The sequence below is a fragment of the Mesorhizobium sp. BR115XR7A genome (assembly GCF_020165315.1).
Lineage (GTDB): Bacteria > Pseudomonadota > Alphaproteobacteria > Rhizobiales > Rhizobiaceae > Mesorhizobium > Mesorhizobium australicum.
Window position 1 is genome coordinate 22,295 of record NZ_JAIUHW010000017.1, and the last position, 15,929, is coordinate 38,223.

The 15,929-nt window shown below is 63.9% G+C and carries 7 protein-coding genes; 2 read left to right on the forward strand and 5 right to left on the reverse strand.

Annotation, left to right across the window (positions count from 1 at the left end; all coding sequences use genetic code 11):
* The first annotated feature begins 213 nt into the window (after positions 1 to 213).
* Together LB557_RS28010 and LB557_RS28015 are read left to right on the forward strand one after the other, a co-directional pair.
* Positions 214 to 489 carry a DUF6916 family protein gene (locus tag LB557_RS28010; protein ID WP_015314847.1) on the forward strand — a complete coding sequence of 92 codons (276 nt, stop codon included), beginning with the start codon at positions 214 to 216 and terminating at the stop codon, positions 487 to 489.
* A 12-nt stretch (positions 490 to 501) separates the two neighbouring features.
* On the forward strand, positions 502 to 1,086 hold the full coding sequence (locus LB557_RS28015) for a 2OG-Fe(II) oxygenase (protein WP_140618220.1): 585 nt from the start codon (positions 502 to 504) through the stop codon (positions 1,084 to 1,086).
* A 3-nt stretch (positions 1,087 to 1,089) separates the two neighbouring features.
* On the opposite strand, the gene LB557_RS28020 is transcribed toward LB557_RS28015, so the two are convergent.
* From LB557_RS28020 to LB557_RS28040, 5 genes are all read right to left on the reverse strand, one after another.
* Positions 1,090 to 1,602 carry a GNAT family N-acetyltransferase gene (locus tag LB557_RS28020; RefSeq protein ID WP_224713136.1) on the reverse strand — a complete coding sequence of 171 codons (513 nt, stop codon included), beginning with the start codon at positions 1,600 to 1,602 and terminating at the stop codon, positions 1,090 to 1,092.
* A gap of 7 nt (positions 1,603 to 1,609) precedes the next feature.
* Positions 1,610 to 2,137: a phage tail protein gene (locus LB557_RS28025; protein WP_015314844.1), complete on the reverse strand. Its 528-nt coding sequence runs from the start codon at positions 2,135 to 2,137 to the stop codon at positions 1,610 to 1,612.
* Between the two features lie 11 nt (positions 2,138 to 2,148).
* Positions 2,149 to 2,652, reverse strand: coding sequence for a phage tail protein (locus LB557_RS28030; protein WP_015314843.1), 504 nt, complete (start codon positions 2,650 to 2,652; stop codon positions 2,149 to 2,151).
* Between the two features lie 12 nt (positions 2,653 to 2,664).
* Positions 2,665 to 3,177, reverse strand: a complete 513-nt coding sequence (locus LB557_RS28035; RefSeq protein ID WP_015314842.1) for a phage tail protein — start codon at positions 3,175 to 3,177, stop codon at positions 2,665 to 2,667.
* Positions 3,178 to 3,381: 204 nt separating this feature from the next.
* Positions 3,382 to 15,843, reverse strand: a complete 12,462-nt coding sequence (locus tag LB557_RS28040; protein ID WP_224713137.1) for a hypothetical protein — start codon at positions 15,841 to 15,843, stop codon at positions 3,382 to 3,384.
* Between the last annotated feature and the right edge of the window lie 86 nt (positions 15,844 to 15,929).

Genomic DNA, 15,929 nt, shown 5'->3' on the forward strand with positions numbered 1-15,929 from the left:
CAGCACCAGCCGGGATCTGTTCCTGCATACTGATCCTCGATTTGGATATGATCATGCGCAAGATGAAGCAAATGCTCTACAGCGTTCTTCACTGCCGCAAAAGCAGTACCATGGTTTGCAGCGCAATGCGGCAGAGGTCGCCGATGGCTCTAGACAGCTTGCCGCGAAGTGGCGACATTGCCGCGGACTTCAAAACAGGTTGAGGCGGACAAGATGGTTTCGGCAGCGGATTTCGAGCGGGCGGCGGGGTCGGTTTTCACGGTGTCGGCCGGTGGAAGGCGGTTTTCGCTCGAGCTGACCCAGGTCCGGCGCATCGAGGCCAGCCCGCGAGACGGCGGCGGCTTCACATTGCTGTTCAAGGGACCAGGCGACGTAAGGCTACCGCAGGCCATCTATCACTTCACCGGTGACACAATTGCCGACGACATTTTCATCGTGCCGGTTTCGGTCGATGCGTCGGGCTATCACTATGAGGCCGTGTTCAACTGAGCCCGGCTTGAAATGGTCGACTATCTCATTGTCCCGGAAGCGCTGGACAAAGCGGCATGCGACGCTCTGTGCGCCGAAATTCGCGGCGCCGCCGGCCGGGATGCAGGCCTGCTCGGCCGTTCCGACCAGAAGCCGGCATGGCCGCGGGTGCGCCGGAGCAGGCGCGCCGAGGTTTCAGCAGCCACCGAGGCGCGGGTAAGCGGCTTGCTGGCTGAACAGAAGGCGGCCCTGGAACGGCACTTTGGCGTCGTACTCGGCGCGTTTGAGAAACCCCAGTTCCTGCACTACCAGGAGGGCGATTTCTTCGTGCCGCACCAGGACGGCAACACGCCGCTCATTCATGACGAATCGCGCTTCCGAAAAATCTCGGCGGTGATCTTTCTCAATAGGCAATCCGACGATCCTTTGCCGGATAACTACGCGGGCGGCTCGCTGGTCCTGCACGGGCCCTATAGCGGTCCGGACCTGCGCATCGCCATGCAGGCATTGCCGGGCTCGCTGATCGCGTTTCGTTCGGAAACGACACACGAAGTCACCCCGGTCACGCGCGGTGAGCGGTTCAGCATCGTGTCGTGGTATCGTGGCACATCATCGTAACCGCTACGACGGCGGTCGCAACATCAGGTCGTAGACGCCCTTGTCCTCGGCGACCGTGAAGCCCAGCCGCAGATAGAGCCGCATGGCCGGGTTGTGCTTTTCTACATGGATCGACACCGCCTTGCCGGCGGCGCCCGCCTCGTCGATCAGGTCGGCGAGCAGCGCCTTGCCGAACCCTTTGCCGCGAAAGGCGGGCAGGAAGGTGATGTCGATGATGCGATGCTCGCTTGGCCAGCGTTCGATATAGAGGCGGCCGATGTCGCTGCCTTCATACATCATCACCAGCCAGTCGGCGTTGGGATAATATTTTTGGTAGTGCGCGTGCTGCGCCTGGAACTGCATGTCCAGAAACGCCGCCTTCTGCGCCTCGTTCCACAAGGTGAGGGTCAGTTCCTCGGCACGGGTCGAGGCATAAACCCGCGCCAGGAACGGCAGATCGATTTCCGTCATAGGGCGAAATATTAGGCCAAGGCCGGCCGCGCGTACCCAGCCGGCCGGTTTGCTAACAGGATTCATCGACACGTCAGGGACGTGGAGGGAACACGCCCTGCAGCGCGATGTTGAAGTAGCAGGTGAGATAGGGCTGCATGTTGTTGTGCGGCTGACTGGCGCCGGCCGGCGCCAGTGCGTTGCTGTTCAAAGGGACCAGACCGGCGTTGGTTGTCGTCTGGAACGCGGCTCCGCCTATGGAGGTCGCCAACGTGATGTTGGGCGTCAGTGTCCCTTGTGTGCCATCTTCGACCGTGCCTCGCATCGTATGGTTGTGCGAGGGAATCTCGGACTGGAGCAGAGTGATCGTCTCCGATCCGCCGCTCTCGCCAAGGTCATGCAACGACAGGCCTGGCCCCTGGCCGGGGTGCATCGGCGCGCTGCCCTGCAAATCGGGCAAGGCGAAATTGGATCTGCCATCGCCGCCATAGGTGGTGCCAAGCAGCGAGAACAGCGCCGTGTTCTGCGACAGCGGCAGCAACTGTCCATCGCACCAGGCCCAGCCCTTTGGGGCAAAATTGAACGGAAAGATGCGGATTTCGGCAACGAACGGGTCGGCCATGACGGTCCCTCTCAGGTAGGTGATGGAAAAATGCCGAACAGTGAGATGATGAAGTTGATGCAGAGATAGGGCTGGAAGTTGCTGTGGGGCTGGCTGCCGCCCACTGACGAAATAGCCGGTGCTGCCATGTTGGCGTCTGCCGTCTCCGACGCGTAGAGCCTCACTAAGGTCGAGCTTGCAAGCACATTGTTTTGTGGTGCTGCTTGCGATCCGTTGCCGGCATTTCCGAGAAAAGCGTGTGTGTGCGCGGGGATCTGGGAGATCGTCAGGGTAATCTCTTCGGCGCCGCCAGTCTCGGCGAGGACAAAGCCATTGCCCTGATGAATTGGGAGTCGGCCACGCGCATCGGGCAAGGCGAACGTGCTCTCGCCATCGCCGCCATAGGTGGTACCGATCAGCTGGAACAGCGTTTCGTTCTCCGAGATCGGCAGAAGCTGTCCCTCGCAGAGCATCCAGCCCGCCGGTGCGAAATTGCCGGCAAACATTCTGATTTCACCGATGTAAGGTTGTGCCATGATCGCGCTCCCTCAATTCGGCGACGGGAAAATGCCCTGCAGGGCGATGCAGAAGCTCAATGTCAGGAAGGGCTGCATGTTCAGATGCGCCTGGCCGCCGCCGACGCTGCTGACGCTTCCAGCGTTCAAGGCGGCCAGGTTGGCCGCGGGGCCGTAGATATTTCCCGGATCCTGCGCCAGGACATTGCCCGTGCCGCCAAAATTCGGATTGGTTGAGTTGCCCTGTGAACCAGACGCGTTGGCGACGTGCAGGTGGGTCGGGATTTCCGCGATCGAAAGTGTATGAGCCTGTTCGCCGCCGCGCTCGCCAAGCGTATGAGTGCTGCCGACATGGATCGGGACGCATCCGCGATAATCGGGCAAGGCGAAATTCACACGCCCATCGCCGCCGAATGTCGTGCCCAGTAGCGAGAATAGCCCTTGGTTCTGGTTGATGGGCAGGAGTTGCCCATTGCATAGCGCCCAACCTTTAGGCGCAAAGACGAAAGACATGATTCTGATTTCAGACAGAAATGGTTCTGCCAAAGTCCCCTCCCGCTGTTATCCCAGATTGCAATCACTCGCCCTGCAGGAATACTTCCCCACAGGTTACGCTCCGGTACTTAAACTTGTCTGCTAATCAGAAAACAAATATTGCAGCCCGCATTGAACAGTTGTTTTCACCGCTTTGCAAGTCGGTTTTTAGACTGCCCTGCCATAGCGCGAATTCACAGGAACACAACGTTACGCTCACGGCAGAGGGTTGGTCGACGGCAGCGGCGGCAGTCCGGCCGCCGAGAATGTCACCGTTCCAGAAATGCTGAACTTCGTCGGATCGTTTATGCCGTTGGCGTCATCCAGTTCCGTCGCGATGGAGGCGGCCGTGGGTGTACCCTGTGTAACTTTCACCGTCCCACCAGTCTGCTTTATGCGCACGAATTGGCCATTGCCGGCCTGGCCCGCTACGTTCGAGAAGGAATTGCCACTCAGATTGGCCCAGATGGTCGGGAATGGCCCGAAGCCAAGATCCTGGTTGTCCTGGATGGTGATGGCACGGCTGCCGTTCATATGATCGAAAATATTGTTGGTGATGGTGACATCGGTTTCACCGCCGCCTGTGGCTAGGCCAGTGAGACCGACATTGACGCTGATCCCGGGAGCCGTCGCGATCTGATAAATCTGATTGTTGGTGATCAGATACTTGCCGTTTATAGCGCCTTCGTTCTGGATGCTGATGCCGTTCCCGACAAGCGATCCAGAATTGGTTACCGCGTTGTTGCCAATGATGTTGCCGCTTATCTTGCCGTTCACTGTCCGGTTGAAGGGCCCATTGCCATTGTCGAAATGATTGATCGCGGTCGAACGCTGGCCGATGAACGTATTGTTCTCAATATCGAAGGTCAGCGACGTCGCTACGGGATCGGTAGAGACGTCGACGCCGGCATTGTTGTTCGTGAACGTCGCCCCGGAGACATTCACCGTCATGGCGGTGCCGCCCGAATTGCCGAAAACGCCAGTTCCCGTAATCTGATGCGTTGGGTCCGATAGGATATTGCCGGTGAAGCTGCCGCCCGTGACCGTCAGCCCCATCGTCGACGTTCCCGTGCCAAGGAAATTGACGAGATTGCCATGCTGCGAGCTGGCATTGCCATTGATGGCCAGACCGTTGGCCGAGATCGTGTTGTTGATAAGCTGCAGGTTGGTCAGCGTGCCCGACGCATTCGAGATTTGAATCTCGAACTCGTTGTTGTTGCTGATCACGGAATTGCTGATCGAGGTCGCATGAGCGCCGTTCGAGGCGGTTCCGGTCAGCTGCGTGATGTTTATGCCGGATTCGTCGGTCGCCGCATCGTTGCCGTTGCCGGAAATGTTTAGCCGGTTCAGCACGAAGCCGTTGATGCCCGAGCCGCCGATGCCGTCGCCCAGATTGTTGGTGAGGTTCATATAGGCGAGATGGACGTCCTGGGTCGAGGTCAGGCTGATGCCGTCGCCTGTCGAATTCTGGATGATGCCGCCGGAGCCGTTGTTCGCGCCGAGGCCATCGCCCGTCACCGTCAGCCCGCCGCTGGTCCCCGTATTGTTGAGCACGATGCCATTGGCGGCGCCGTTGGACGAAATGCTGCGGAAGGTCAGGCCCGCCCCGCCAATGGTCGTGTTGGCGACATTGAGCGCGGTGCCCGCGCCCGACGTGATTACGTTGCTGGTATTGGAGGCAATAACCGTGCCGCCGCCGGTTGCGTTGAAGCCGGTGGTGCCGCTGCTCGATGTGTTGATGGTCAGCGTGTTGGTGAAATTGATATTGGTGCCGTTGGTGCCGCCATTGCTCACCAGGTTGATGCCGTCGCTCGAGCCGCTCGACGACACGGCTCCGTCGAATGAGATCGTGCTGGCGCCGCCGCCGGTGCCGGTGTGGTTCTGGACGTCGATCGCGGTGGCGTTGGCGGTGTGCGTGATGGAGCCATTGTAGTCGATATTGGCCGAGCCGCCGCTGACGTTGAACGCCGTGCCCGATGCACCGCTCAGCGCGCCCGTGCCCAGGTTCACCGTGCCGGTGACATTCGCCAGGCTGACATTGTTGGCGCCACCGCCTGATGTGGTCGAGGTGAAATTGATGCCGGCGGCGATGCCGTTGAGGTTGATCGCCTGGGCGACCGTCGTGCTGATCGAGCCGGTGGTGACATTGACCGTGCCGCCATTGATTGCGGTGAAGGCTGTGTTGCCGCTGCCCGTCGTGATGGTGAGGTTGGCGAAGCTGACGGTCGAGGCCTGGCCGCCATTGTTGATCGCGACGGCGGCGCCGGTGGCGTTGTTGTGGTTGACGGCACCGGTGAAGCTTACTGTGTCTGCTCCAGTCGCGCCCGAAATGAAAATGGCCCTGGCTCCAAAGCTCGACGTGACCGTGCCTGCAAAGCCGAAGCTGCCGCCGGAGCGGTTGGTGATGCTGACAGCGGTGCCGGCGGCGCTGGAGACCGAGCTCATGTTGTCGAAGCTGAACGCAGCATCGCCGCCGACCACGGACAAGCCGCCGCCGCCCGACGTGACGACTTTGGTGGCGGTGACCGTTCCGGAGGCAGCACCAAACTTGATGGCGGTGCCGGCCGCGCCCGTGGAGAAGAGGGAAAGATTGGTGAGCGTCGTCGTGCCGGTGGCGCCGGCGCCGAAGTCGATATCGGTGGCGGTGACGTTCCTGATCGTCAAGTTGCTGATCGTGGCGCCCGATGTCGCGCCGCTGATGCCGATCGCGGCATAGGCGAGGCCAAGGCCATCATCGCCATCGATTGTGAAGCCATCGATGATGTTGCCGCTGGTGGCAAGCGTGATGGCGGTGCTGCCATCGGTGGTCGTCAGCGTGGCGACGCCATTGGGCGTCTGGTCGATGATCGAGATGCTACTGCTGGCCAGCTGGATCGTCGACGGCACGGTCAGCGCCAGGTTGATGTTGCCGTTGCCGAAACCGCGCACCTGCTCGCCTATGGCAAGCGCCAGCGTGTCGTTGCCGTTGCTGCCGGCTGCAGTGATGACGCCGCCATCGTTGACCAGCACGATGATGTCGGTTGAAAGCGCCGCCGCTTCCGCCGTAGTCAGCGTCGCCAGGTTGTTCTGGTCCTTGCCGCTGCCGTCGCCGGTGGCGATGGCGCTGACGAAATAGATCTTGCCGATGCCGAAGCCGAGGCCGGGGCTGGCCTGGAAGTTCACGTCCTGGACATTGTAGGTGCCGAGCGTTGGTGCGCTGGAGGCGTCAATGCCGACATTGGCGCTGATGGTCGAACCCTTGTCGGTCGTCGATTCGCCGTCGCCATAGGTGAAGGCAAGGTTCGTCGTGCTGTTCAGGAATATGCCGGTGTTGGTACCGGCGATGCTGGAAAATGCGCCGCCGACCGCGGCGTCACCGAGGCGTACCGTCGATCCGCCGGTCGCGCCGCGCAGGTCGACGCCGATCGAGGAGCCCGCGCTCACGGCGGCATTGGTGACGTCGAAATCATTGGCGGTGATCGCCGCGTTGATGATCGCGCTATTCAGGTCGAAGGCAACGGCCGAGCCGCTGTTCAGGCCGATGCTCAGATCCGTGAAAGACAGTGCCGCGCCGAGCGTGCCGGACACATCGATGCCGCGCGAGGTTATGCCCTGCAGGTCGACCGTGCCAAGTGCGATGGCGCCGCCGGAGACGTTGTTCAGCGCGATGCCGGTAGCGGCGCCATTGGCCGAGACGCTGGAGAAATTCACGCCGCCAGCACCAACGGTCGTACCGCTGAGATCGAGTGCGGTTCCTGACCCGGTCGTGATCGTGTTGCCCGAGCCGGCGACACTGATCGTACCGCCCGTCGCGGCTATGCCGGCGCCGGTGGTGGTATCGACGGTCAGGCCGCCGGCAAAGCCGGTCGTGCCGCCGCTCTGGGTGATGCCGGCACCGCTCGTTGTGTCGATGTTGGCGAGGCCGGTGACGTTGAGCGTGCCACTGGCCCAGCCGATGCCGCCGCCGGTCGTGTTGTTGACCGTCACCGTGTTGAAGTTGAACGTGCCGGTATTGGTATTGATGGCGTTGATGCCGGCGCTCGTCGTGCCGGTGATGCTGGTGGCGCCGGTGACGGCGAAGGTGCCGGCAACACCGTCGAAGATGATGCCGCTGGCGCCGCCGGTGGCGATGACGCTGCCGAGCGTCATGTGGACCGTCAGCGGGTCGAGATTGATGGCAGTGCCGTTCGTGGTGTCGACCGAGCCGCCCGAGCTGTTCAACGTGAAGGTCGTGCCACCCTTTTCGTTGACCAGCAGGCCCGTGCCGCCATTGTTGGCAATGCTGAAGGTGCCAAGATCGAGCGTGCCGCTGGTGTTGAGCAGGTTGAGGCCGTCGCCCTGCACGCGCGCACCAGTTGTGCCGACGGTGAGGGTGCCCGCGCTGACGGTGCCGCCGCCGCCCGTCGAGTCGAAAGTGGCACCGTTAAAAGCAATGCCGCCGCCGGTGCCGCCGATGACCGTATTGTTGGCGAACGACCGGATCGCGATCGTATTCTGATTGGCGCTGACGCTCTGGCCGAGGAAATTGGCGGCAAGCGCGGTCCCTGTCGACTGCAGCGTGTTGCCGTCGATCGAAAGCAGGAGCCTGTCGGCAGCCGGCGCGCCGCTGGTGGTAAAGTCGAGCGCCCTGCCGCCGGCGGCGATGTCGTTGTTCCTGAGGAAGAAGCTGGAGGCGGTCGCCACGCTGCCCGAGACGCCGGTGCCGCTGCCGGTGTTGCGGATGATCAGGTTCTCGATGCCGCCGGTGAGGACGCCGGTGCCGGTCGTCGCGAAATTGACCACCGAGGTGGCGGTGTTGCTCCGCAGGATCGGCCGCAGCGTATCGATGCCGCCCGGCGCCGAGATGATCGGCGAATTCTGCACCGTGGTGAAATGGAATGCCGCCGAGGCGCCGCTGCTGGTGTCGACACCAAGCTGCGAGACATCGACGGCCGCATCGCCGCTCTTGAAGGCTAGCAGCACCTGTCCGTCGTCGAGTTGGAACGAGGTGCCGCCCAGGTCGATCGTCTCCTGGCTGCCGGTGCCGTTCTTGTCGATCAGCACGATGACATTGGCCGTGGAATTCTGGGCGTTCGCATAGGTGCCTGGATTGAGCAGGCTGCCGTCGCCGAGAGCGCTGGCGTCGGCGGTGACATAGTAGACGCTGATCGCCGACAGGTTCGAGGTGTCGCCGGTGAAATTGACATCGTTGAAATTGTAGTCGCCCGCTGTCGGCAAGGTGTCGGTGGCGTGAATGACCTGGCCGCCGGTGGTGGCGATCGAAGATTCGGCCGGACCTGCCCCGTCGCCGAAGACCAGCTTGGCGTTGGTGGCGCTGGAGAACTGGACGCCATAGCCGACATTCTCGATCTTCGAGGTCTGGCCGGCTGGGTTGTTGTTGGTCGTGTCGCCGAGCTGGATCGTGCCGGTGCCGGTCGTGTCGGCCATGTCGATGCCGATCGTGCCGGTGAAGCTGCCGCCGTCGACGTCGAAATCCCCAGCCGTGACGGTGCTGGTGCCGAGCGCGGCGCCGTTGAGGTCGAGACCGATCGCGTTCGCCGCGCCGAGCCCGACGTTGAGACTGGTGAAATTCAGCGTCGAGCCGAGCGTGCCGGAGATATCGACGCCATGGGAGGTGATGCCCAGCAAATTCGCGGCGCCAAGGCTGACGGTGCCGCCGGAAACATTGTTCAGCGCAATGCCGGTCGCCGCCCCGTTGGCAGAGACGCTGTCGAAGGTGACACCATCCGGGCCGACCGTCGCGCCGTCCAGGTTGAGCGCGGTGCCCGTCGTCGTGGTGATGGTGTTGCCGGTGCCGCCGACGCTGACCGTGCCCGGGCCGGTGGTGCTGGCGGTGAAACCGGCGCCGCTCGAGGTGGTGATCTTGAGATTGCCGCCGGTGAAGGCGAGCGTGCCCGTGCCTTCGCCCGGGCCGATGCTGGGGGCCTTGACGATGGCGCCGTTGGCGCCGCTGCTGGTGTTGAAGATCTTGGACGTGCCGGAGAAGGTGGCCGTTCCCTCGGACGATCCGTCAAACAGCACGCCAATGCCCTTGCCGGCATGATTGATCGTGCTTGAAATGTTGTAGGCGCCGTTGGCGTTGCCGGTGAAGGTGAAGGCCGCCGTCCCCGCCGCCGCCGCGTCCGTGGTCGAAACGACCGAACCGCTCATGTTCAACTCGGTCCAGTCGCCGCCGGCGGCTTGCAGCACCGTGCCCGTATCGACCTTGATCGAACCGTTGTAGTTCAGCGTCGCATTAACAAGGTCGTTGCCGCCGGAGAGAGCTATGGCCGACCCGGTGGTGCTCGTCGTCGCGCCGATGCTGGCGACGCCGCCATTGCCGCCGACATTGACGGTCCCGGTCTGGAGGACGGCAAACGCAATGCCGACCTCGCTGCCGTCGATGGTCAGGGTGGATCCGGCGACATTGGCGATGTTTATGGTGCCGACCTGGCCGCTGATCTCGAACCCTTCATGGCTAGTGTCGAGATCGTTCGTGCCGGTGAAATTGACCACGCCGGGGCCGGACAGGCCGGACAGCGAGGCGCCGATATAGCCGGTATCCTTCAGCCCGCCGATGTTGACATTGCCCGCCAGGGTCATGCCTGACAGGAACACGCCGGCGCCGCCGCCCAAGGCGCTCGTGGATACCGCCGAGATGCTGTCGAAGGTGACACCGCCGACGCCGGCATCGGCGCCGACCGCCAGGAGACCGTTGCCGCCGGAAGTGATCTTGTTGCCGCTGCCGGCGACGGTGAAGGTCGAGGAGCCGAAGTCCCCGGTGGCTATGAAGCCCGCGCCTGTTGTCGTCGTTATGTCGAGGCCGCCATTGGTGAAGTTGATGGCGGAGTTCGTGTTGGGGGTCGGCGTGCCCGAAGGCCAACCGCCGGGGAGGCCGACATTGACACCATCGGCGGCGCCCGAGCTGATCTGCTTGGTCGTGCCCGAGAAGGTGATGGTGATGGAATCGTTGCCGGCAACGAAAATGTTGCCGCCGGCCACCGCATTGCTGTCGGTCAAATTGCCCGACAGCGCCACCGAGCCACCGGTCATGCTCTGGATCGAGACGGCGGCGCCGCTGCCGTTGGTGGCGATCGTGCCGCCATAGGAGATATCAGCAGTGCCGCCGCTGGCGGCGGTCGCCGAGCCGACATTGAACGACGTGCCCGCACCGGTGTTGGTCAGCGTGCCGGTGCCGAAAGCGGCCGTGCCGGCCAGGTTCTGCAGGTCGATGCCGTTGCCGGCGCTGAACGTCGCGCTGGTGGACGTGAAATGAATGTCGGCCGTGACGTTGTCGAGCGACGCCGCTTGCGCGCCCGTGGCATTGATCGTTCCCGCGTCGACCGTGATCGTGCCGCCGCCGGTGGCGGTGAAGGCCGTCGCTCCATTGGTGGAAACGTCCAGATCGGCGAAGGTGATTCCCGCGCCGCTGTTGTTGGTCAGCGATACGCCATTGCCGCCGATGGTCGCCTTGTCGGTGAAATCGACAAGGCCGCCGGTGCGGTTGACGATCGAGACGCCGCCGCCGGTCAGCGTGCCGGCCGGCCCGCCATTGGGCAGGTTGCCGCGCGTCAGCGTGATGTTGCCGTTGCCGCCATCGGCGTCGAGCAGCGTCCCGGCGACGTTGATGTTGTTGTTGGTGATCGAGACGTTGCTGGTGAGGCCATCGACCTTGAACGCCGTCTGACCAACGGCGACATTGCTGACCGTGACGCCATCGATGAAGATGCCGCCGGCATTGCTGAAACCGGCCGCACCCTGGTCGATCAGGAAGACCGAGCCGCTGGCGCCAGTGAAGTCGAAGGCGGTGTTGCGCACCTGATTGCTGCCGAGCAGATGCATGGCGTCCGCGGTGCCGGTGACGACGCCCTCGTCGCCGGTAACGTTGCCGCCGGTGGCGCCGAGATTGCCCTGCACGTTCACCTGCTGGAAGGTGCCGGACACGGCGATGGTGTTGCTGTTGCCGAAGCCGGTGATCGACTGGCCGGAATCGAGTGTGAACGGCGTTGCGCTGAGATCGACGGTGCCGACGAAGGCGAAGGTCTGCGTGCCGGTCATGAGATCGGCGTCGGCAAGCGAAATCGTGGTCACCGACTGGCTGAGGCCGTACGTGCCGACGGCGATGACGCCGCCCGATTGCGAGACCATCGTCACCGCGCCGACCGCCGAGGGCAGATTGGCGCTGCCGGTGAAGAACACGTCGTCGAAATCATAGTTGCCGAGCGTCGGGTCGAGCCCGACCGTGTTGACGGTGTAGCCGCCGGCCGCCGCGCTGATCGACGACTGCAGTCCGTCGGCCGAAGTACCGTCGCCGAAGGTGAAGTTGGCGTTGGCGGTGGTCGCCGTGGTGAGGCTGGACGACAGGTCGACGCCGATATGGACGTTGCTGATGCTTGAGCCGCGCAGGAAGGTGATGGTCTTGTTGCCTGTCGTCGACGACAGGTCGATGCCGCGCGAGGTGGCCTCGCCGGTGCCGGTGATGGTGGTCACGCCGAAATCGGCCGTCGTCGACGAGCCGCTGAAGTCGATTGCCGTCTGGTTGGCGCCGGCGCCCATCGTCACACTGGTGGTGCCGAAGCTGACATCGGCGTTGATGCCGCCGAAGTTGATGCCGGCGGTGTTGGCCGCCGAGCCCAGCGTCACATTGGTGGTGCCGAAAGTCACCGAACCGGAATTGCCTGAAATGTCGATGCCATTGCCGGTTGCACCCGACACGGTGACCGCGCCGAAGGTGGCGCTGCCGGCGACATTGGAGACCGACAGGCCGTTGCCGACCGCGTTGGTGATCGAAATTGGGGACGTGGCGTTGAAGGTCGCGGCCGCGCCCAAGCCTGCGATGATCGCGCCACCGCCGCCGCTGGCGGTCAGCGCCGAGTCGGTGAAGCTGATCGTGCCACCCGTCGGCGCGGTGGTCGAGCCGATGGCGAACAGGTTGCCCGCGCCGGTTGAGGTGACCGGACCAGTGAAGGCGACCGAGCCGCCGGTGATGCCGTCGACCCTGACGGCCGTGCCGGGCGCTGTCGCCGAGCTGTTGATGGTCGCGCCGATCGTGATCGCCGCGCTGCCGCCGGAGACGACGACGCCATCGCCCGTGCCGGAATTGGTAATGGTGCCGCCAATGTCGATCGTGCCGGTGTTGTTGGTCAGGCTGACATCGGCGCCGGCGATATTCGTCGTTACGAGGTTGCTGACGCCGACGGTCGCGGCGCTGTTCTGAACCAGGAAGCCGGAGCCTCCACCCACCACGGTGTCGACCTTGGTCGTGCCCTGGAAGGTGTATCTGCCGCTGGCGACATTGTCGAGACTGATGGCGACGCCGCTGATGCGATACAGGTCGACGCCACCGAAGTTGACGTTGCCGCCGCTGGTGTTGGAAATGGCGATGCCGGTCGAAACGCCGCCGCCCGAGCCATCCACGGTGACGCTGGAGAAGTTCACTCCGGCCAGGCCGATCGTCATGCCGGCGATCTGGATGCCCTTCTCGTCCGGCCCCAGGCCGGTCGCCACGGTATTGCTTGCCCCGTACACCGTCAGATTGCCGCCATTGACGGCGCTGAAGGCAAAGCCGCCATCGGCTGTCAGATCGAGACCGCCGACGAAAGCAATCGCGCCGCCGGCATTGCCGGTCAGGTCGATGGCGTTGGCCGCGCCGGTGCTGGCGGTGATCTTGCCGGCGAACCTGGCGAAGCCGCCGTTCATGGCGTTGATCTTGACCGCGCTCGCGGCAGCGGTCTGGTTGATCGTGCCGTTATAGATGAGATTCGGCGTCGAGGAATCGATGTTGAACGCCACGCCTGTCGTGCCGGCGATCGAGCTCGCCGCGTCAAAGGTCAGGGTCCCGGTGGTGCCGCCGGTGATGCTGACGCCCGCGCCGGCGCTGGCGATATCGAAATTGGTGAACGTGCCGGTACCGCTGAAATTGTCGAGCGACAGGCCCGTGGCAACGCCGCCGACCGACACACCCTGGACCGTCAGACCGGCAATGCCCGTCCCACCAATAGCCGCGCCGCTGCCGCCCGAAATGTTGAAATCCAGCAGCGAGTTGCCGTTGCCCAGCGTGACGACGTCGCCGGCGCCCGAATTGGTCAGCGTCGCCGCCCCGGTGCCGGGATCCGAAACGACCTGGTCGTGCTGGATGTTGGTCCCGGTGACGTTGATCGGCACGCCGCCGAGCGAGAAGGAGCGGCCATTGCCGAAGGACGCCAGCGTCTGGTCGTCGCTGAGCGAGAAGCCGCCCGACGCATTGATCGGCGTGTTGCCGACGTCGTTGACCAGCACGAAGATCGCGTTGGCGTCGGTAATGCCGTCGGCGGTGCCGATCGACGCCAGGTCCGCAAGCGAGGAGCCGTCGCCGGCACCCGAGGCTGCCGCGCCGACGAAGATCACGTTCTGGACGTCGAACAGCTGCGGGCCGCTGAACGTCGTCGAGCCGAAGGCATAGAGGCCGAGCGTCTGGTTCAGCCCACGCGCGTCGAGCGAGGCGGTGACGCCCGCGATCGAGCCGCCGCCGAAGCTGAATTGGGCATTGGCCGAGTGGGCCAGCGAGCCGGCGATGCCCAGGCGCACGCCCGTGTCGACGCCCGAAATGGTGCCGCCATTGGTGATGATGATCGAAGCGCCGCCGGTCGTGTCGGCGAGATCGATGCCGATCGAGCCGGCGCCCGATCCGCTGATGTTGGCCGAGAGCGCCGTGAAGGTCGTCTGGCTGCCGGAGAAGTCGAGGCCAGCATGGCCGAGACCGAGCCCGGAGATGACGATGTTGCCGGCCACAACCGCCGCGTTGACGCCGCTGAACGACATGCCGTCGCCGCCCGGCCCCGTGATGTTGATGTCGCCGAAGCGGATCGTTGCTGGCGAATCGGAAATGGCGATCGCCGGTCCCGTCGTGTTCGAGATCGTGGTGGCGCCGTTGACCGTGAAGCTGCCCGAGACATGGTCGAGCACGACGCCCGATGTGCCGCCGGTCTGCGAGATTGAATCCAGCACCACATGCGCGGTGATCGGGTCGATGAAGATGCCGACGCCGTCGTCGCCCAGGGCCTTGTTGCCCGTCACCTGGCCGCCGGTGGTGGTGAAGCTGCCGCCGGCGGCGGTGCCCTTCACCGTTATGCCGGCATCCTGGTTGTCCTGAGCATTGAGGATGGCGAAGCTGTAGGTGCCCTTGCCCGTAATATCGAGGCCGTCGTCCTGGTTGCCCGACAGCAGCGTCGTGCCGGTGAAATTGTAGGTGCCGTCGCCTTCGATGTGCAGGCCGTCGAGGCCGTTGCCGGTGGCGGTGAAATTGGACGCGCTGACATTGGTCGAATTGCCGGCGAAGTCGGCGCCATTGCCGCCGGTGCTCGTTACCGTGACGTTGGTCAGCGTCGTGCTGGTGGCGTTGTTGCCGAAAATGCCGTCGCCGCCGCCGGTGATGGTGATGCCGTTCAGCGTGTTGCCATTGCCCAGCGTGATGACCGGGTTGGCGACGTTGGTGCCCTGGATCGTGCCGTCGCTGCCGCCGAGGTTGAAGGTGGCCGTGCCGCCGCCGAAAAGCTTTGCGGTGACGCTTTCGCCGCCGCCGATGACCGTCTGGCCCGTGGCCAGCGTCACGCCGCCAGTCGTCAGATTGCCATTGCCGCCGAGCGCCACGACGAAGCCGCCGTTGCCGGCCTTGGTGACGGCATCGTCCAATGTCGTCGGGTCGGCCTGCGTGCCGGCGCCGGCCAGGCCGCCATCGGCGAAATAGAACTTTCCGAACGCGGCATTGGTGGCGGCGTTGATGGCGACGCGGGTCGTCGTGCCGCCGGTCTTGTCCTGGCTCTGGATGCGGACGCCGATATCGCCGCGCACCCGCTCGTTGACACGCTTGCGCAAGCCTTCGCTGACCGGATAGACCGGATCCGCCCCGATGGCCGCGGTGCTGTCCGAGCCGCCGCCGGGATTGAACGGGATGTTCAGCCGCACGCTGCCGGCGAACTGGGTGTCGTCGCGATTGTCGTTGCGCACCTCGCCGGTGAAGGTCAGGGACGTTCCGGTGCCGAAGACATCGCCGATCTCATATTCGATGCCGGCCTTGGCGCCGGTGACGCCGCCGTCATCACCGTGCGGATCCTCGAAATGGTAGCCGCCAATGTCCAGCCGCAGCGAATGCTTGTCGGGCAGATTGAGCGGCACCTTCGCCCCAACCTCGCCCTCGATGCCCCAGGCCGCGTAGTCGCGATGGTCGAGCACCGAGATCTGCTCGATGAGCTGGTTGGAGACCATCGACAGGGTCGAGCTGGTCGAGTGGTCGGTCGAGTCGCCCTTGATCGGCACGAAGACGTTCACATGCGCGTCGAAATTCGGCGTGATCGCCTCGACGCCCAGCGTGCCCCCGGTGAACTGGGTGCCGCCGTAGCTCTCGGCATTGAAATAGGCATAGCCGCCGAGCATCAGGTCCGGGTTGACGATGCGGCGGATGCCGAGGCCGATATCCTGGCCGAAGGCGTCCTTGAAATCGTGCTTGGCCCGCACATCCAGGAACAGCACCGATTCGGCGCTCTGCTTGATCGGGATGAAGCCTTCGAGCGCGGCGTTGCCGCCATTGTTGTCGGCGCCGATGATGGCCCGGACCTGCGGCTGCCAGAGCCCGGCATCGTCGCCATAGGCGGCCACGCCCGAGAGCGCCAGCGCCAGCGACGTAAGCGCCGTCGTCTTCCAGAGCTGCCTTGCAATGCTCGAACGGCGATAACCGGCGCGCATGTGGAACCCCTCCCCACGCGCCGCCATCTCACCAACTTGCCGAGACTTCTCGGTAGTTCCCATCCCTGGCGAGTCCTTCTGGGACT